General features: G+C 62.0%; 17 protein-coding genes and 1 tRNA gene. 4 read left to right on the top strand and 14 right to left on the bottom strand.

The window, feature by feature from the left end; genetic code table 11:
• Positions 1-22 precede the first annotated feature (22 nt).
• Genes CPI83_RS16400 through CPI83_RS16390 form a run of 3 tightly spaced genes read left to right on the top strand, consistent with a single transcriptional unit; the run spans position 23 to position 3,176 of the window.
• Positions 23-1,036, top strand: a complete 1,014-nt coding sequence (locus CPI83_RS16400) for an ABC transporter substrate-binding protein (protein WP_029538034.1) — start codon at positions 23-25, stop codon at positions 1,034-1,036.
• Entirely contained in the window at positions 1,033-2,334 is a 1,302-nt protein-coding gene (gene entS, locus CPI83_RS16395) for an enterobactin transporter EntS (protein WP_007735127.1), read from the top strand. The genes CPI83_RS16400 and entS overlap by 4 nt, the downstream gene beginning before the upstream one ends.
• Positions 2,331-3,176 (top strand): siderophore-interacting protein, encoded by an 846-nt coding sequence (locus CPI83_RS16390; RefSeq protein WP_029255218.1) that lies wholly within the window; start codon positions 2,331-2,333, stop codon positions 3,174-3,176. Before entS ends, CPI83_RS16390 begins: the two co-directional genes overlap by 4 nt.
• On the opposite strand, the gene CPI83_RS16385 is transcribed toward CPI83_RS16390, so the two are convergent.
• Positions 3,125-4,573, bottom strand: a complete 1,449-nt coding sequence (locus CPI83_RS16385) for an MFS transporter (protein ID WP_029255219.1) — start codon at positions 4,571-4,573, stop codon at positions 3,125-3,127. The genes CPI83_RS16390 and CPI83_RS16385 overlap by 52 nt on opposite strands.
• Positions 4,574-5,095: 522 nt before the next feature.
• Between CPI83_RS16385 and CPI83_RS16380 the strand changes: the two genes are divergently transcribed.
• A complete protein-coding gene (locus tag CPI83_RS16380; protein WP_097387432.1) occupies positions 5,096-5,485 on the top strand; it encodes a hypothetical protein in 390 nt (129 codons plus the stop codon).
• A 118-nt stretch (positions 5,486-5,603) separates the two neighbouring features.
• Here CPI83_RS16380 and CPI83_RS16375 read toward each other — a convergent pair whose 3' ends face one another.
• From CPI83_RS16375 to nuoI, 13 genes are all read right to left on the bottom strand, one after another.
• The gene (locus CPI83_RS16375; RefSeq protein WP_097388195.1) at positions 5,604-7,229 is read right to left on the bottom strand and encodes an ABC transporter permease; all 1,626 of its coding nucleotides are present in this window, start codon (positions 7,227-7,229) and stop codon (positions 5,604-5,606) included.
• Entirely contained in the window at positions 7,226-8,017 is a 792-nt protein-coding gene (locus CPI83_RS16370) for an ABC transporter ATP-binding protein (protein ID WP_092764454.1), read from the bottom strand. Before CPI83_RS16370 ends, CPI83_RS16375 begins: the two co-directional genes overlap by 4 nt.
• 121 nt (positions 8,018-8,138) lie before the next feature.
• Positions 8,139-8,209: transfer RNA gene (locus CPI83_RS16365), tRNA-Cys, on the bottom strand.
• Positions 8,210-8,312: 103 nt separating this feature from the next.
• The gene (locus CPI83_RS16360; RefSeq protein WP_019748160.1) at positions 8,313-8,939 is read right to left on the bottom strand and encodes a class I SAM-dependent methyltransferase; all 627 of its coding nucleotides are present in this window, start codon (positions 8,937-8,939) and stop codon (positions 8,313-8,315) included.
• Between the two features lie 20 nt (positions 8,940-8,959).
• Positions 8,960-9,682, bottom strand: coding sequence for a hypothetical protein (locus tag CPI83_RS16355; RefSeq protein ID WP_097387431.1), 723 nt, complete (start codon positions 9,680-9,682; stop codon positions 8,960-8,962).
• A complete protein-coding gene (locus CPI83_RS16350) occupies positions 9,679-10,263 on the bottom strand; it encodes a sigma-70 family RNA polymerase sigma factor (protein WP_021333584.1) in 585 nt (194 codons plus the stop codon). The genes CPI83_RS16355 and CPI83_RS16350 overlap by 4 nt, the downstream gene beginning before the upstream one ends.
• A gap of 30 nt (positions 10,264-10,293) precedes the next feature.
• Positions 10,294-10,977, bottom strand: coding sequence for a lysoplasmalogenase (locus tag CPI83_RS16345; protein ID WP_097387430.1), 684 nt, complete (start codon positions 10,975-10,977; stop codon positions 10,294-10,296).
• Positions 10,978-10,981: 4 nt separating this feature from the next.
• Positions 10,982-12,577 carry an NADH-quinone oxidoreductase subunit NuoN gene (gene nuoN / locus CPI83_RS16340; protein WP_097387429.1) on the bottom strand — a complete coding sequence of 532 codons (1,596 nt, stop codon included), beginning with the start codon at positions 12,575-12,577 and terminating at the stop codon, positions 10,982-10,984.
• The gene (locus CPI83_RS16335; protein ID WP_097387428.1) at positions 12,574-14,178 is read right to left on the bottom strand and encodes an NADH-quinone oxidoreductase subunit M; all 1,605 of its coding nucleotides are present in this window, start codon (positions 14,176-14,178) and stop codon (positions 12,574-12,576) included. The genes nuoN and CPI83_RS16335 overlap by 4 nt, the downstream gene beginning before the upstream one ends.
• Positions 14,172-16,064: an NADH-quinone oxidoreductase subunit L gene (gene nuoL / locus CPI83_RS16330; protein WP_097387427.1), complete on the bottom strand. Its 1,893-nt coding sequence runs from the start codon at positions 16,062-16,064 to the stop codon at positions 14,172-14,174. Before nuoL ends, CPI83_RS16335 begins: the two co-directional genes overlap by 7 nt.
• A gap of 1 nt (position 16,065) precedes the next feature.
• Positions 16,066-16,365 carry an NADH-quinone oxidoreductase subunit NuoK gene (gene nuoK / locus CPI83_RS16325; RefSeq protein ID WP_003942238.1) on the bottom strand — a complete coding sequence of 100 codons (300 nt, stop codon included), beginning with the start codon at positions 16,363-16,365 and terminating at the stop codon, positions 16,066-16,068.
• Entirely contained in the window at positions 16,362-17,159 is a 798-nt protein-coding gene (locus CPI83_RS16320; protein WP_020907504.1) for an NADH-quinone oxidoreductase subunit J, read from the bottom strand. The genes nuoK and CPI83_RS16320 overlap by 4 nt, the downstream gene beginning before the upstream one ends.
• The gene (gene nuoI, locus CPI83_RS16315) at positions 17,156-17,728 is read right to left on the bottom strand and encodes an NADH-quinone oxidoreductase subunit NuoI (RefSeq protein ID WP_097387426.1); all 573 of its coding nucleotides are present in this window, start codon (positions 17,726-17,728) and stop codon (positions 17,156-17,158) included. Before nuoI ends, CPI83_RS16320 begins: the two co-directional genes overlap by 4 nt.
• Positions 17,729-17,750 lie beyond the last annotated feature (22 nt).

Here is a 17,750-nt window from a genome sequence, read left to right as displayed (position 1 = left end):
GAAACACAATGGGAGCTCAATGATGAAGTCCACACCGCCCCTCGCGATACGGAGTTGGCGACGATTCGTCGCCATCGCAGGGTTGCTGATCGTCGCACTCGTGGCGATGATCGGTTGCAGTAGCGATTCGAACGACGAACCGACCAAGGCTGCAGAGCCCACGACGCGCGTGATCGAAACCGAAAAGGGCTCGGTCACCGTGCCCGCGTCGGCGGAGCGCATCGTGGTTCTGAGCGGCGGTCTCGCCGGATACCTGTACGCCCTGGACGCACCGGTGGTTGCCACCGATACCCGCGTCCTCGGTGTCACGAACCTCGACGGTGGATTCCCGCCGGCATGGTCGGATGCCGCAAAGGCGCAGGGCACCAAGGAATTGCCGGCCGGCGAGCAGCTCAACATCGAAGCCGTCGCGGCGGCTGAACCCGACCTGATCATCGGCGGTGGACAGGGCATCACCTCGGTTCAGGCCGAGGAACTCTACGACCAGCTGACTGCTATCGCACCCACCGTGTTGGTCCCCAAGACGGTTGCCAACTGGGACAAGCAGCTCGAGATCGTCGCCGATGCCGCAGGTCGTTCGGACAAGGTTCCGGCACTGATCAGCGCGTACGACGACAAGGTCAAAGAGGTCAAGGGCAAGATCAAGGTTCCCGAGGGCAACGTCGTCTACATTCTCTCGCTCGCCAACAACAAGCCGTACCTCGTGCCGCCGACGGCAGCGCTCCCCGCAATGCTCGCCGAGCTCGGTTTCAAGGCGGACGACGTCATGGCCAAGGCCGGCAACCCGCAGCTCTTCGGCTCGGGTGACTCGTTCGAGGTCAGCCCGGAACTGCTCTCGCAGGTCGCCGATGCTCCTGTCGCCTTTGTGATTCCGGTGTCCGGTCGCCCGATGGCCGAACTTGCCACCGATCCGCTCTACTCGCAGCTGCCGTCCTTCAAGGCAGGCACGACGTTCGAGCTCCCCGCCACCAGCTACCGTCCTGACTATGACGGCGCAATGGCTACGCTCGACCTGATCGGCCAGACCTTCGCATGACTCGATTCGGTGGGCTGGTGATCGATGTTTCACCGTTGCGGACCAGCCGTCCATTCAGGTACGCGTTTTCCGCGCGATTGATCTCGCTGCTCGGGATCGGACTGCTCGTCGTAGCCGTTCCCGCGCAGACGTACCAGCTCACCGGCTCGACCTTGCAGGTTGCCGGAGTGTCCACGGCGATGGCCATCGCCATGTTCTTCGGCAGCCTGTTCGGCGGCGTGCTCGCTGACCGTTACGACCGGCGACGCACCATCCAGTTGGCCCGCAGTGCTGCGGGTCTCGGCTTTGTCATTCTCGGGTGCAATGCGCTCTTGCCACACCCGTCGATGTGGGTCATCTACGTCGCGGCAGCTGTCGACGGCTTGGCGGGCGGTGTCAGCAGCTCGGCCTTGATGGCTTTGATGCCGACGTTGTTGCCGCGCAACAAGATGGCTGCGGCCGGCGCTTTGGTAGCGCTGACCACCGACATCGGGACGATGATCTCGCCGGCAATCGCCGGCGTGATCATCGCCTCCGGCGGCATCCCCGCGACATACTTTGTTGCTGCGGTGGCCACCGCAGCAACTGTCACGTTGTTCCAAGCCATCGGCCCTTCCCCCGCACCGGGCACGAATCACGAAAGCCCGATGCGCGCGCTTGTGACCGGCGTGAAATTCGCCGGCACGCACACAGTCATTCGCGGCATCCTGATCAGCGGACTGTTGGTCATGTTCGTCAGCGGGCCGATGGTGTTGCTGCCTGCCTTCGTCGACCAGGTTCTCGGCGGCGGACCCACCATGCTCGGTCTGCTCTACGGCGCCCCCGCTGTCGGCGCTGTGGTCGGTTCCCTCACCAGCGGGTGGACGGGACGAGTCCACCGCAACGGCGCCGCGATGTTGATCTCTGTTGCGCTGATGCCTCTCGGCCTGGTGGTACTGGGTGCGTCGGGAGCAGCGATTGTCGCGTTCCTGGGCCTGGCCGGATTCGGCCTCGGCCGCGCACTCAACGACATTCTGAGATTTGCAGTCCTTCAACAGAACACGCCGGACGAATTGCGCGGACGCGTGTCCAGTCTGTGGATGGTGCAAGCCGTCACGGGTACGGCGATCGGTTCGATGGCAGCCGGGTTCCTCGGGCAGTGGCTCGAGCCTGGCGCCGCGCTACTGGTCTTGGGGCTCGCCGGTGTGACACTGGGCCTGGTGCTCCTGGCAGCATTGGGTTCGGTGCGCCGGGTAACTTCGGAGATCAACGAAGTCGATCTCTCCGAAAACACTGTGCCGGTGGGGAATGCTCCGCCGGAAAAGGAAGGTAGTTCATGAACCGAGGAGACCACCTCGCGACCATCGCCGAAGTTCTGGCGGGAACCACCGGCGCAAAAGTGCCGTACCCCATCGGCATTCGCGAACTCGAAGTTGTTCGCAGCGAAATGGTCGGGACCGGACTGTTGCGTCTGACCTTGGGTGGACCGGAGTTGGCGGGCTTCGAATCGCACGCTCCCGACGAGCATGTCCGCCTGGTTTACCCGGATGCAGACGGAACTTTGCGTCTACCCGAACGCGACGGATTCAGCCTGAAGTGGCCTCGTCCATTGCCGATCTCGCGTGAGTACACCGTCCGTCGATACGACGCCGAGGCGGGGGAGCTGGACCTCGACTTCGCGCTCCACGAAGGTGGGTACGCCTCTGATTGGGCTCAGGCGGCCACCGTCGGCACTCGGGTGCACGTGGCAGGTCCGCCCGGCGGCGTCGTAGTTCCATGGACTTACGACCGCTATCTGCTGGCCGGTGACATCACCGCCCTTCCTGCCATTGCTCGTTGGCTCGAGATGATGCCCGCTGCTGCCGCCGGGTGGGTGTTCGTCGAGATCACCGACCCTTTACAGGAAATCGAACTCACTGTTCCGGAAGGAGTCGAGGTGCGATGGTTGCACCGCGGTGACGTCCCAGCCGGTCACTCGGATCTGCTCGAGCAGGCAGTCCGGACGGTCACCGTGCCCGAAGGTGAGCGCCTGTACGCCTGGATCTCCGGTGAGGCCACCAGTCTCAAGCCGATTCGCAGATTCGTACGCGACGAACTCGGCCTGAGTTCGGGCGACCACCTGATCACGGGCTACTGGAAGCGCGGAGTCGCAGACTTCGACGAGGACGACGACGACCACTGAACATCGGTTGACGCCGGTTTCGGCATCGTCACCGCGACAACGAGTCCGACAATCGCAACGATTGCCGCTACTCCGAAAGCCGTGGCGAATGCCGAGTGCTGGGGAAGGCCGCCGGATGAAGTCGCGCTCGCGATGATCCCGGCGGCAATTTGGGTTCCCACAGCAGAACCCAGCGATCTGGCGATCGTGACTATTGCCGTCGTGACACCTACGCGGTCTGCCGGTGCGCTGTCGGCGGAGATGACGAACACTGCCGTCGACGCGGCGGCAACGCCGGTACCCGCAAGGATCAGCACCGCAACGATCTGCCACATCGTGGTTGCAAAGACCCCGACGGCGCCGCTGAGGCCGAGAAAGGCAACTCCCGCTACCGCAATGGCTTTCGTGCCGACCCGTTGTGCGAGCTTTCCGGAGATCACCGACGCGATGACCGCTGCGCCGTAGCCGACGCACAGCAGGAAGCCGATGGCGCTGGTCGACGCACCGCGGCCGAATCCACTCTCCTCCGGCACGGCGAGTTGTTGCGGAAGTAGATAGACAACAGCGCCGTAAGTGAACCCGAAAACCACGCCGACGACCACGGCGCTCCACATCGAACGATGCCGCATCATCGTCAGGTCGACCATCGGCTCGGTTGTCCGGCTCTGATACCTGGCCCAGATCGTGAACACGGCAGCGGAAGCGAGAAGCAGCAGCATCGACGTCGGTGCGCCCCACCCGTTGCTCGATGCGCTCGCCAGCCACGCCGTCAGCGTCAACAACCCCAGCGCCAATCCGCCCGCTCCCGGCCAATCGAGGCGGCCGCCGACGTTCGACATGTGATCTCGTGGTGCGCTCACGGCAAAAGCAATTGCCCCGAGCAAAACGAACGCGGTCGGAACTGCATACATCGCGCTGCGTGAGACGTTTTCCGCGACGGGCCCGGCCAATACGACTCCCAGAGCGCCGCCGGCCACGACGACAGCCCCGAGCAAACCCGTGGCCGTCTTGAGTCGGTCCGAGGACAAAGTGCGTCGTAGGACCACGAAGCTCACGGGAAGCAACCCGAGCCCGAATCCCTGGAGAAACTGGCCGAGGACGAACAGCGGGAAGATCGTTGCAAGAGCGGACACGCTGCCGCCCAGGACGACGATTGTCGTGATCGCGAGCAAGGTGGGGCGGGCGCCGTACACGTCGGCTATTCGCCCGGCCATCGGTGTGACGAGAACAGTGCTCAACGTCAGAGCGACGGATGCGAGCGCTCCGACGTCGGCCGTCACTCCGAAGTCTCTCTGTATCAGGGGGAGTGCGGGGACGATGATGCTTTCGAGCGCGGCGACGGCAGCGATCAGCAGGGTCAGGCTTGCGATAGTTGCTACCGGTCGCGGCTGATTTCCGGAGATGCTCTCTGTGGTCATCGTGCTCTCTTTCGATCGGGGAGTGAGGGGCTTCTGGACACGACGAAGCGCCGCCCCAGCAAGAGTCCGGAAGGGTTGTGGCACTGGGTATATAGGTCAGTGCGGTAGAGCGTCTTGTTATTTCGTTACGCGTACCGTTATTGTGGAGAAATGTAATCGGATTCAGCACACAAAGCAAGAGCCGGATGGGGCGGAATTGGCGCGAAGTATCGCGAGACCACAACCGGCAGACTTTCGCTGTTGTGGTCGGTCAGGGTCAGGTGATGTGACGATGAGGCGTATTTCTCGTCGAACATGACGCTGGTCACCAAAAGGGCTCTGCCAGCAGGGAGTTCATCTGCCGGACACATCCAAGGTCCCCGTTTGAATGCCGGGTTTGTTAGCTTTCTGCCTGTGACGCGACGTCACGGAAAGTTCACGAATCACGGAGGATCATCATGGGTTCTATTTCAACGATCATCGGCATCTTCGAGCTCTACAAGCTGCTCGAGCCGCTGCTGAGTTCGCTGAGCTGATTCAGGTGTGATTTCGCTGTCGAGCCGGGGCGCCGAGGGACTCGGCTCGGCAGCGGATCTCGAGGATCCGGCGCGATCAGGACCCGTGGAACGGATGTCGGCACCGGCAGAATTCCATCGCTCCGGTGTAGTGGTCCATCACCAGGATTTCTGCGCACCGAGCGGGTTGGGGCGCGAACCTGAGGCAGCGCTCGATCCAGCCGCGCTCGAGCGAAGGGGCCGGGTGCGCGCAGTTCCCGCATCGGCCGGGACGTTCGGCGACACGTACGGAACCGTGGTGCTCCGGGGGCATGCCAAACATCTTGGTGGTGCGATGTTTCCAGGGCAATGGTCCGGCTCGAGCGGAAGCTATGTCACGAAAGCGCCGGCGGCGATATGCGAGGACCGAACGCGTTGAGGCTGGCTACCTGGCTACCTGGCTCCCTGATAATCCGATTGCCCAGACTGAGTTTTTTTGGTGCAAGCTGCGGCTACTGCGCTGACGCCCAGAAATTCTCGGACTATCTGGGCAACGATCATGTGATGGTAACCGCGAACAGAATCCGATCCGGCTCGCGTTGCATACGGGTGATCGCGACGCGGCCCCCGATCCAAGCACCAAGTGCACCAATCGCAACAGCGACAGGGATGGCGAAATAGTTCACCGGGTTCGGTAGCAGCGCCCCGAGTAGAACGCCGGGCGCCGTTGTCGCGGCGAAGATGACGATGGCGAGGATGATCAGTCCGAAGGACGAGCCGTTGAAGGACCCGCGGGTGTTGAAGGAGAACGTCTTCTTCATCTCCGGAACCGGGTAGGGCGCTTTGGCGGATATCGCCACTACCAATCCTGCACCGACTCCCATCATCGAAATGCCGACGGCGATCGGCACGGCCAGTCGGTCGGTCCCGAGGTCCCCGAAGATCCGTACAGCAGCTGTTGCGACGACCACGAAGGGTGTCATCACGATTGCCCACGCGATTTGTCGGCCCCGGACGTCAGCGGCAGCGGCTTCGGGGATCATCACCAGATGCCAGATCGATGCGCCGTCGAATCCGTACAGATTCGATCCGGCTGCCATTGCCAGGTAGATCAGGAACCAGGCACCCCATGCGGCGGAGAAGGGGATCGATGACGAGATCAGCGGTCCGAAGCCGGAGACCAAGGTCATGATGGCAACGGAGAGCAGTTGTGTTCGTCGGCGCATGTCTCCGTGCCAGAGCGAAAGCTCGCGAGAGATGACGGTGCCCAGTCGGGATGCGCGCCAACCGGTTCGAATGTCGCGGCCCTGGTTCTTCAATTGCACGGAAGTGGCGCCCGCTGATTCTGCGACCTTCCCGTTGAAGTAGCGAACGACCAGGCGTTGCCATGACCACAGCAGTGCGAGATCGACCAGCACCAGGGCGAGGACTGCTCCGGCGGCGAGGAGCCAGACGCCTCCTGCTGCTGCGTCGACACTGGTGATTCCCCACGCGAACGGTATCGAATGCGCGACCGTGAGCGGCCACGTGACGTCGCCGTCCACGACCGTGCCGAGGCGACTCTGCAGCGGAAATTGCAGCAGATACAGTCCGCCGAAGAACGTGCCGAATACCAACAGTCCCAGTTCGCGGCTGCGACGACTCCGCAGGAGCTGCGACATCGCCAGCATCGCGACCCGTGAGGTGCCGACAATGAGCAGGACCGTTGCGGGCCAAGCGATAATGGCCAATGGCAGTGCGGCAGGGTGGTGTGTAGCGGCATAAATTGGAATCGCTGCTGCAGTCAACGCGGTAATCGGCACGGTCATACCGACCAGCGACGTCGAGAACAGTGCTCTGGCGAGTCGGACGGGTTCCAGGGGGAGTAGTTGGAACTGTCTGGGGTGAAGATTGTCATCTGACAGACCAGACATGATCGGCATCAAGATCCACATCACGCCGATAGCCGACAGTGCGAGACTGGTTGTGCCGCTGACGAGTTCGGAAGAGCCCGCGCTCGTCCCCGAGGCTTGCAGGCACAGCAGAGCCGCCCCCAGAACGCCGAAGAGTGCTGCCACGACTTTGATGACGGCTCTGCCGCCGGTGAATTGACGTTTGTAGAGGGTCATGCGCATTCGAAGGACCGTGCGCCACACAGAGTCCGACGTGTTCCAGTGTGTCGGTGAAAAGCTGGTGGTGGTCATGCGCGCATCCATGACAGTCCGTCGGGATTGGGACTGCGGCTGCCGACAAGGCGAACGAATGCCTCGTCGAGTGTGTTGCCTGCGCGCACCTCGTCGACCGTTCCTGAAGCCACGACGCGCCCGTCTGCGATGACTCCGATGTGAGTACACAGTTGTTCGACAAGGGCCATCACGTGACTGGAAAGAATGACCGAGCCACCTGAGTGGACGAACGAGAGCAGAATGCTCCGAATTCCGGCCGAAGAAATGGGGTCGACAGCTTCGAACGGCTCATCCAGTACCAGTAAGCGAGGGCCGTGCAACAAGGCCGAGGCCAACCCGATTTTCTTCGTCATGCCCGCTGAATAGTCGGCGATGACCGTTCCACCTGCATCGGCGAGATCGAGCGCGGCCAACAGTTCGTCGCGTCGTGACGCGATGACGTCCTCTGGCATGCCGCGCAGGCGTCCGAAATAGGTGAGTAGTTCATGGCCGGTGAACTGGGCGGGTAGCGCCAGACCGTCGGGTAGAACGCCGAGCAGACTCTTCGCTGCGACAGGGTCGTCCCACACGTCGTAGCCGTACACCAGGCTGCGACCGTAGTGCGGGCGAAGCAATCCGACAGCCATCGACAGTGTGGTCGTTTTTCCCGCACCGTTAGGGCCCACCAGGCCGAACAACGAACCTGAGGGCACCGCGAGGGAAAGGTCGTTCACAGCAACTTTCGCGCCGAACGCCATGCAGAGGTGTTCCACCTGTAAGGCCATCGGTCCGGGAGGCAACTGGCCTGTCTCGGGGAGAGGGTGCATCGATCGAGGGTAACTGTCCGGAGCCCTGTGCGCGGAGACAGAGCGGAGCGATGCAGGCTGCGTGCACCGAATGTCATTGGTAGGTGGTTGGTCGCGGCATGAGTCGCTGGTTCGCAAGCTGAGCGGATGGCAGGAGTCGAACCTGCGTGGACGGTTTTGCAGACCGCTGCCTTGCCGCTCGGCCACACCCGCATTGATCCAATTATGTTCGTAGTGAACAACAGTCGCCAGGATTGTGATCAGGGTGAATTGATCGCCATGTGACGGATTGTGGGGAAGGCGGTGTACTGGCGGGCTAGGCGCGGGAGAACACCGCGACCAGGAATTCGGAATTGTCCTTGAACGGGCGCAGGTCCCACGTGGACAGCAGCAGATCAGCCTCGAGGCCACTCGCGGCCGCGTCGGCGAGAAACTCGGGGAACTCGTAGCCACGGCCGGCACCGAATCCGATGACCACTCGGCCGCTCGGAGCGAGATGACGAGCAAATCCTGACAATACTGCTTGCCTGGTTGACGGAGCGAGAAACGCCATCACGTTGCCTGCCGACACGATGACGTCGAAATTCGCCTCGACACCGCGGGCCGGTAGATCGAGTTCGGAGAGATCGCCGACAAGCCACGTAGGGCCGGGGTGGTCCTCCTCCGCGGCAGCGATGAGAACCGGGTCAACGTCGACTCCGACAACCACATGCCCGACGTCGTGCAGATAACCGCCGAGTCGGCCCGGCCCGCACCCTGCATCGAGAACCCGGCCACCGCGTCCGAGCATCGCGTCGATCAAACGTGCTTCCCCGACAATGTCCTTGCCGTCCGCTCTCATGGAACGGAAACGCTCGACATATCGTGTGGAATGCGTCGAGTCGGCTGCAGTGATCTCTTCCCACTGGCTGGGGATGCGCTCGTTCGGGGCCTGTGCAGTCATCTTTCGAGGGTACCGACAGTTCACCGGGTGCCGACGACCGTCCCGTCTGCGGCATATCCGACGAGGGTTGGACGAGGGGAGGTGAGTGAGAGGGGAATCCATCCGTAGAAGCGGTCTTCGGCAAGAACTGTTGGATAGATTTGGCCGTCTGCGGTGTGAAGTTCGGCCCGAACGGCGCCTCCTGCCCCTGCGTCGTAGGTCGCCTCGTGCGGACCAGCAACCATGATCCCGGCTCCGCCTCCGAATGAATCTGCGCCGTACAAGTCGTCGTTCGATCTGCAGCCGTGGCCGAGGCTGATGAATTTTGACGGACCAACCTTGTCGGTCTCGGCTGACGTCTCGAAAACCGGGGCGACGCACCTCCAGCCATCAGCGCCGTGGGCAACGAAGACGCTGAACCGGGTTCCGTCAGGTCCGGGGATGGACCCGACCCGCTCGGCGGTGGACGGATCTATTCCGCCGTTGGTTCCCGGCATGGTCTGCCAACCCGAGTACATATCCGTAAACGGTTTTGGCATCATCGCCGTGGCAGCGGCGCAGCCCACCATTCCCGCTGCACAGAGCATCGCGACGAGAGCTACGGCGCCAACTCGGCGGCGTGGAACCTTGGGCGTTCCAATGTTGTTTTCGTCAGCGATGATTCGGATGCGAGCGGCAACCTGGACGTTCTCGGGCCAGAGCTCGGCGAAAAGTGAATCGGTCGGCCGCAGCTTCTCGAGGGTGGTCAGCAGATCTTTGCTCATGGAGTACTCCCGTGTTCGGCGGCAGCGCAAGGTCGGGCGGTGTTCATCGGGATCGCGGTGTCGGATTCTGAAGCCAGCCCGGTGCTCAATCGACGACGAGCGCGAAAGAGTCGAACATGCATGGCTGGAACCGAACACCCGGCGACCCGCGCTGCTTCGGTGGCGGTCAATCCGTCCCAGGCAGTCAGGAGTAGGGCTTCACGCTCGGTGACGGTGAGTGTTGTCAGTGCTTCGAGCAGTTCTGTGCGGTCGGGGACAGTGACGTCGGCGCCCGGCGTCGATGCCGCGATCTGCTCGATTCGTCGCATCTTCTCGGTCAACGCATCGTGTCGCCGAACGCTTCGACGGTTGTTGTTCACGGTGTTTCGAGCCACCACCAACAGCCATGGAAGTGCCTGTTCGGGCACGTCGTCCAAGCGTCGCCAGGCAACGAGGAACGTCTCGGAGACAACTTCCTGTGCGCTGTGATGATCAACGTGGCGGCAGGTATAGGCGAACACCCGACCGGCGTAGGCGTCCCACAGGACGGTGAAACGCTCTTCGTCGCTCGGTGGTGGCCCGTCCTCGGATTTCGGCGTCATAAGAAGAGATGTCCGGCTGGTTGCTGATCCTTACAGCGTGGGCGCCAATGGACGGTATGCCGTGTTACTCCGGCCGAGGATTCCGACGGTCAGGAGCAACAACGCAAGGATGTACAGCGTCATGATCGAGATGCCGGCAGCGGCAGGCTGCCACTTGTTCGCCTGACCGAGCAGGATCAGGGCGTCAGAGGTGAGGAACAGTGCGCCGCCGATACCGGTGATCGTGTTGTAGGCCAGTGCGGTGGACGCGGTTCCCACCAGGATTGCGGCGTACACAGGGACGGCAATCCGAAGTGCCGGTTCGAGACCGGTCCAGGCGTACGACACAAGGGCAATTCCGGCAACGGCGTACGCGCACAAAAACCATGGCCGCCTTCGTATCTCCCGAAGCGCGCCGTGCGAGAGAAAGAATCGGATGAAACAGACGTGACCGATCGCGAAGGCGGCCATCCCGATGACAAACGTGGAGTCCCAGATCAGGAACAGGTCTCCGAAAGCGCAGGCAATCAGCGCAGCAGCAACAATCCTCGGCCCGCCTTGGTCGACAACCCAGGCAGCCAGAATCGGCGCGAGCATGACCTTGGTGATCCCGTCCCAGGGCGCAGCATCAGCGGCATTCAGGATCAGATGAAGAATCGCTACCGCGGAAAACCCGACAAACCATGGCGACCGGAAGGTACTCGGCAGTCCGGCGTCGCGAACAGATTCACGCATCGGCTCAGTGCACGAAGTCCGCTGCACGCTCGGCGAGATCGAGCGCCGGCTGGGGGAGTATGCCGAGGATGAGCGTTACACCGGCGCCGAGGCCGATCACACTGCTGGTCAGTGCACTCGGCACCACGACGGTCGGTGCGTCTTCCGCCGATTCGGTGAAGAACATCAACACGATCACTCGCACGTAGAAGTAGGCGGCGATCGCGCTGCACAGGACGCCGACGATCACGAGAGGCGCGGCCCCACCCTCGGCGGCCGCGCTGAACACCGCGAACTTTCCGATGAACCCACTGGTCAACGGAATCCCGGCGAAAGCCAACAGGAACAGTGCAAACACAACGCCGACCAATGGTGAGCGTCTGCCCAATCCGGCCCAGCGCGACAGCGCAGCGACCTCACCGTCAGCGTCCCGGACCACACTGACGACGGCGAACGCACCCACGGTGCTGAATCCGTAAGCCAGAAGATAGAACATCGCCGAGGCGAGGCCGGCATCCGAGTCCGCCACCACGGCGGTCAGAATGAATCCGGTGTGCGCGATCGCCGAATAGGCCAGCATTCGCTTCATATCGGTCTGCGTCACTGCAACGATCGATCCGACAGCCATCGTGAGAATCGCGACCGCCCACATCAGCGGGCGCCAGTTCACGTATTCATTGGGCAGGGCCACGTAGAAGACGCGAAGGATGGCGCCGAACGCGGCAATCTTGGTCGCAGTCGCCATGAAACTGGTGATCGGCGTCGGCGCCCCTTGATAGACGTCGGGAATCCACGAATGAAACGGCACTGCACCGACTTTGAACAGCAACCCCACTGCCACCAGGGCCGTTCCGAGCCAGAGGAAGGCGTCGGTGCCCGACCCGATGCGTGCTGCGTCGGCGATACCGGAGAGCGTGACCGTCCCGGCATAGCCGTACAGCAACGCAATTCCGAAAACGAAGAACGCCGACGAAAATGCCCCGAGCAGAAAGTACTTGAGCGCAGCTTCCTGGGAGAGCAGGCGACGTCTGCGTGCCAGACCACACAGGAGATACAGAGGCAGTGAGAACACTTCGAGCGCAACGAACATCGTCAGTAGATCGTTCGAAGCCGGAAACAGCAACATACCGCCGACCGCAAAGAGCGTGAGCGGAAAGACTTCGGTCTGGGCGATACCGACCTTCACTGCTTCTTGCTCCGCAACACTTCCCGGGACGCTCGACGCTTGAGGGGTGAAACTGCTGAGCGCGTCATGTTGCGCAATCACTTCGGCGGTGTTGCCCGAGCCTCGCTCGGCAATCAGCAGTACCGCGGGGATCGACACAAGAAGGATCGTGGCCTGCAAGAACAGCGTCGGTCCGTCGACCGCAACAGAACCCATCATCGCCGTCGACCGCGTGCCGGCGAGCAGAAGCACTGCCACGAACGCAGCCGCCAAACCTCCGACACCGAGGACGAGTTGCACTGGGTACCGAATACGCCGGGGTGCAAAGGCTTCGATGAGTACCCCGACCACCGCAACACCGAACACGATCAACATCGGTGCGAGCAGGCTGTATTCGATACTGGGTGATGCCGCGTCGGCCGAGCCGAGGATGGTCACGTCGTTGAAGGAACTCATTTGTGGGCACCTCCTTCGTGGTCGGCGACGAGCGGCGTCGGTGCCTCGTAGACGACCGTGTGGCTCACTGCAGGAGTGATGACGTCCAAGGCAGGCTTGGGGTAGATGCCGAGAAGCAGGAGGAGTGCGATCAGAGGGGCGACCACCACGAGTTCGCGTCGCGCGAGGTCGCGGATCGTTCCCTGCCCTTCCTTCACCGGTCCGCCCATCATGCGCTGATAGAGCCAGAGTATGTAGATCGCGGACAGTACAAGCGCGACAGTCGCCACGATAGCGGCCACGTGGTAGCGCGAGTACGTTCCGATCAGCACCAGGAACTCGCTGACGAACGGAGCGAGACCCGGCAGAGACAGTGTTGCCAACCCCGCAACGAGGAATGTGCCGGCCAGGACGGGTGCGACTTTCTGGACGCCGCCGTACGCTGCGATCGATCGTGTACCTCGCTGCGAGACCAGGAAGCCCGCAATCAAGAACAGCGCGGCAGTGGAGATTCCGTGATTAACCATGTACAGCGCGGAACCTGCCTGGCTCTGGCTGGTCATCGCGAAGATTCCGAGAATGATGAAGCCGAAGTGTGAAATCGACGTGTAGGCGATCAGTCGCATGACGTCTGTCTGCGCGATCGCCAGTATTGCGCCGTAGACGATTCCGATCACGGCGAGCGTGATGATCCACGGTGCAAAAGTCGACGACGACTCCGGGAACAGTTGCAGGCAGTAGCGAATCATCGCGAAGGTGCCTACCTTGTCCACGACCGCCATCATCAACACTGCTGACGACGGAGTCGATTCCACCGCGGAGTCCGGCAACCAACTGTGCAGCGGCCAGAGCGGTGCCTTGACCGCGAACGCGAACATGAATCCGAGGAACAAGGCGTTGAGCACCCCGGGTCCGACGCCGAGTTCACCGCTGCTCGCCGCGGACGCGATCGCTCGGAAGTCGAAAGTGCCGCTGGTGAAGGGACTCTCGTCGCGCGTGGTGACCACGTACAGGCCGATGACCGCAGCGAGCATAATCAGGCCGCCGAGGAGGTTGTAGAGCAGAAACTTCACGGCTGCGCGAGATCTGCCCACTCCGCCGAACCCGCCGATGAGGAAATACATCGGTATCAGCATTGCCTCGAAGAAAATGTAGAACAGGAGAATGTCCAAGGCGCTGAACGAAATCATCACCATGGACTCGACAACAAGGATCAGCGCGAAATAGGTGTGCGGCATCCGCTTGGGTGATGCCGGGTCCGCGGGGACGTCGTTCCAGCCCGCGATCAGTAGTAACGGCACCAGCACTGCGGTGAGAAGAACCAGAACGAGTGCGATTCCGTCAAGTCCGAGTGTGTAGCTGGTACCGAAAGCCGGTATCCAGCTGTGGCTTTCGACGAACTGAAACTGCTCGCCGCCGCGGTCGAACGCAACTCCGAGACCGGCGGCGATCACCAGGACTGCCACGGACACTGCCAGCGCGAGAGATTTGGCAAATTGGTACGACCGTGCAGGCAGAGCGAGGACAACACCCGCTCCGATGAGCGGAAGCAGCCAGAGCGCCGTCAGCGCAGGGAAGCCGGCATTGTTCACAGAGTCGCTCACCGCCGCTTCGATCACCACAGTGTCACCGCCATCATTGTCGCGACCACGAGTGTTGCTCCGACAAACATCACCAGCGCGTACGAACGAACGAACCCGGTCTGTAGCTTCCGCGTGAGCGTGGACAACCCGGTGACGACCACCGCAAAGCTACCTACGACGCCGCCTATTCCCTTGGTGTCGACCACTTCCAGCGACTTGGTGAGTTGTTGTCCCGGCTTCATGAACACCGCCTCGTTGAAGGCGTCACCGTACAGATCACGGCGAGCCGCAACGGTCAACGGAGAAACCGGAGTCGGTGCCACCACGGGAATCTCCCGGGTGGCGTACTCGCGATAAGCAATCGCGACGCCGGCGGCGACTGCGAGCAGCGCCAGCGCGGTGATCGACCATGCGGGTATCGGCGGTTCGACGTGATGGGAGCCGACTACCGGTTCCAGCCAGTTCTGCAAGCTGGACCCGATGGTCAGGAGCATGCCGGCCCCGACGGATCCCACCGCCAGAATGATCATCGGAGACGTCATCACCGCCGGAGATTCGTGAGGTTTCTGGTTCTCCCAGCGGGCCTTCCCGAAGAAGGTCATCAGCATCACGCGGCTCATGTAGAAGGCAGTGAGCGCCGCACCCAAGAGCGTGACGATGCCAAGCACAACACCCTTGACGCCGCCCTCGCCGATTGCAACCTCGATGATCTTGTCCTTGGAGAAGAACCCGGCAAACGGCGGAACACCGATGATGGCAAGATATCCGAGCCCGAACGTGACAAAAGTCAGTGGCATGAACGCTCGGAGTCCGCCGTAGCGCCGCATGTCGGTTTCGTCGTTCATCGCGTGCATCACGGAGCCGGCGCCGAGGAACAGGCCCGCCTTGAAGAATCCGTGGGTGATCAGATGAAGGATTGCGAAGGCGTATCCGGCTGGTCCGAGACCCGCGGCCAGGACCATGTATCCGATCTGACTCATGGTCGATGCGGCGAGCGCTTTCTTGATGTCGTCCTTCGCACAGCCGATGATCGCACCGAACAGGAGCGTCACGGCACCGACGATGACAACCACGAGTTGAGCGTCGGGCGCGAGATCGAAGATCGGATTGGAGCGCACGATCAGGTAGACGCCGGCGGTGACCATCGTGGCCGCGTGAATCAGAGCCGAAACGGGGGTGGGGCCCTCCATCGCGTCGCCGAGCCACGACTGCAGCGGCACTTGCGCCGACTTCGCGCACGCAGCGAGGAGGAGCATCAGACCGATCGCCGTCAGGACACCTTCGCTTGCGCCGGACGCGTCGCCGAAGACATTGCTGAACGAGAGCGAGCCGAATGTGCTGAACATCAACATCATTGCGATCATCAATCCGATGTCGCCCACCCGATTGACGACAAAAGCCTTCTTGGCGGCAGTCGCCGCCGACGGCTTGTGCTGCCAGAAGCCGATCAGCAGGTATGACGCCAACCCGACGCCTTCCCAGCCGACGTAGAGTCCGAGGAAGTTGTCGGCGAGCACCAGAAGCAGCATTGCAGCGAGGAAAAGATTGAGGTACGCGAAGAACTTACGACGCTCGGGGTCGTGCGCCATGTATCCGACCGAGTAGATGTGGATCAGCGAACCTACACCGGTGATGAGCAGAACGAAACACATCGACAGTTGGTCCAGTTGCAGTCCGAACTCGACCTGAAGACTGTCGACCGGGACCCAACTGAACAGGTGCTCGGTGACGGTGCGGTCGGCGGTGTCACGGCCGAGCATGGCGATGAAAAACACCACTGCGACGACAAACGACGCAATAGCCATGACGCAGGCAAGCAGGTGACCCCACGTGTTCGTGCGACGACCGGCCAGCAAAAGGACAGCGGCGCCGCACAGCGGCAGGGCGGGGAGCAACCAGATGGCGGACGTGATTCCTCCTGACATATCAGTACTTCAGCAGGTCTGCGTCGTCGACGGATACAGAACGCCGAGATCGGAAGATGATCATGATGATTGCCAGGCCGACGACTACTTCGGCCGCAGCGACCACCATCGTGAAGAAGGCGAAGATCTGGCCGTCCAGATTGCCGTGCATGCGCGCGAAGGTCACGAACGCCAAGTTGGCGGCGTTGAGCATCAATTCGATACACATGAACACCACGATGGCGTTGCGGCGCAGGAGGACTCCTGCAGCTCCGATCGTGAACAACAGGACGGACAGATACAGATAGTTCTCGGGATTCATCGCTGAGTCTCCTCACCGGTGCTCGGATCCGGGGAACGTGGAGTGAGCGCGCTGCTGACAGAGAGCGTCGAGAACGTTCCGTCCGGCAACAAGGCCGGCATGTCCACTGCGTTGTGACGTGCGTACACGCCGGGACTGGGGAGTGGAGTGGCCGAGCCCTTTTCGGGATTGTCTTCATCGCTGCCCAGGTACGCGAATCGTTGCTGCGAGAGTTCGCGTTGGCTGAGTGTGGCTCCGATCTTCTCCCGATGTGCGAGCATCATTGCGCCGAGTGTCGCCGTGATCAGCAGTGCGCCGGTCAGTTCGAAGGCCCAGACGTAGCGGATGAAGATGAGATCGGCGAGAGCGTCGATGTTGCCCTGGTCGAGTCCGGTGAATCCGGTGAAGCCCGAGATCGACGCATTTCCGAGGCCGCCGATAAGGAGTAGCCCGAATCCGACGCCGATCACGATCGCGCTGACTCGTTGTCCGCGTAGCGTTTCGACCAGGGAGTCCGAAGAATCCACGCCCACCAGCATCAGGACGAACAAGAACAACATCATCACCGCGCCGGTATAGACGACGATCTGGACGACACCCAGGAACAGCGCGCCCTGGACGATGTAGAACACGGCCAGAATGATCATCGTCATCGCAAGGAAGAGTGCAGAGTAGACGGCCTTGGGAGCGGCGACGACACCCAAAGCGCTGATCACCGCAAGGGTTCCGAGGATCCAGAACTGCACCGCCTCGCCGGTGGAGGTCGATGTCATCGTTCCCTCCGCCAGGATCGTGGTCGTGACCGCCGCGATCATTTCTCGGTCTCCGGGTTCGGCTCTCTCTCGGGTGCTGGCTGTTCGGGTGCTGCTTGTTCGGGTGCTGCTGTGATGTCGCCGCGGTAGTAGTCGTCCTGAGTTGTGCCGGGACGCAGCGCGTGTGGTGGCGCTGTCATGTCGGGTTTCAGGGGCGCGAGCAATCGGTCCTTCTCGTAGATCAATCCAGCTCGATTGTCGTCGACCATCTCGTACTCGTTGGTCATCGTGAGTGCCCGAGTGGGGCAGGCCTCGACGCAGAGGCCGCAGCCGATGCACCGCAGGTAGTTGATCTGATACACCTGCCCGTAGCGCTCTCCGGGGGAGAACCGTTCTTCGTCGGTGTTGTCAGCACCCTCGACATAGATCGCGTCGGCGGGGCAGGCCCAGGCACACAGTTCGCAACCGATGCACTTCTCGAGTCCGTCCGCATACCGGTTGAGTTGATGGCGACCGTGGTATCCGGGCGCGGTGGGGCGCTTCTCCTCCGGATAGAACTCGGTCTCGGGTTTCTTGAACATGGTCGAGAGCGTCACTCCGAAACCCGCGATAGGTCCGAGGAATTCAGGCATGGGAGTCCTCCGATGTGTCGGA

This window comes from Rhodococcus sp. H-CA8f (genome assembly GCF_002501585.1).
Lineage (GTDB): Bacteria > Actinomycetota > Actinomycetes > Mycobacteriales > Mycobacteriaceae > Rhodococcus_F > Rhodococcus_F erythropolis.
This window is presented reverse-complemented; position numbering and strand designations above follow the sequence as displayed.

Excerpts from the sequence above, each read along its gene's own strand:
- entS (WP_007735127.1), top strand. The coding sequence starts at position 1,033 with ATGACTCGATTCGGTGGGCTGGTGATCGATGTTTCACCGTTGCGGACC.
- CPI83_RS16320 (WP_020907504.1), bottom strand. The coding sequence starts at position 17,159 with ATGATCGCGGCGGTCACGACCACGATCCTGGCGGAGGGAACGATGACA.
- CPI83_RS16390 (WP_029255218.1), top strand. The coding sequence starts at position 2,331 with ATGAACCGAGGAGACCACCTCGCGACCATCGCCGAAGTTCTGGCGGGA.
- CPI83_RS16370 (WP_092764454.1), bottom strand. The coding sequence starts at position 8,017 with ATGCACCCTCTCCCCGAGACAGGCCAGTTGCCTCCCGGACCGATGGCC.
- CPI83_RS16385 (WP_029255219.1), bottom strand. The coding sequence starts at position 4,573 with ATGACCACAGAGAGCATCTCCGGAAATCAGCCGCGACCGGTAGCAACT.
- CPI83_RS16350 (WP_021333584.1), bottom strand. The coding sequence starts at position 10,263 with ATGACGCCGAAATCCGAGGACGGGCCACCACCGAGCGACGAAGAGCGT.
- nuoL (WP_097387427.1), bottom strand. The coding sequence starts at position 16,064 with ATGTCAGGAGGAATCACGTCCGCCATCTGGTTGCTCCCCGCCCTGCCG.
- nuoI (WP_097387426.1), bottom strand. The coding sequence starts at position 17,728 with ATGCCTGAATTCCTCGGACCTATCGCGGGTTTCGGAGTGACGCTCTCG.
- CPI83_RS16355 (WP_097387431.1), bottom strand. The coding sequence starts at position 9,682 with ATGAGCAAAGATCTGCTGACCACCCTCGAGAAGCTGCGGCCGACCGAT.
- nuoN (WP_097387429.1), bottom strand. The coding sequence starts at position 12,577 with ATGAGTTCCTTCAACGACGTGACCATCCTCGGCTCGGCCGACGCGGCA.
- CPI83_RS16345 (WP_097387430.1), bottom strand. The coding sequence starts at position 10,977 with ATGCGTGAATCTGTTCGCGACGCCGGACTGCCGAGTACCTTCCGGTCG.
- CPI83_RS16400 (WP_029538034.1), top strand. The coding sequence starts at position 23 with ATGAAGTCCACACCGCCCCTCGCGATACGGAGTTGGCGACGATTCGTC.
- CPI83_RS16360 (WP_019748160.1), bottom strand. The coding sequence starts at position 8,939 with ATGACTGCACAGGCCCCGAACGAGCGCATCCCCAGCCAGTGGGAAGAG.
- CPI83_RS16375 (WP_097388195.1), bottom strand. The coding sequence starts at position 7,229 with ATGACCACCACCAGCTTTTCACCGACACACTGGAACACGTCGGACTCT.
- nuoK (WP_003942238.1), bottom strand. The coding sequence starts at position 16,365 with ATGAATCCCGAGAACTATCTGTATCTGTCCGTCCTGTTGTTCACGATC.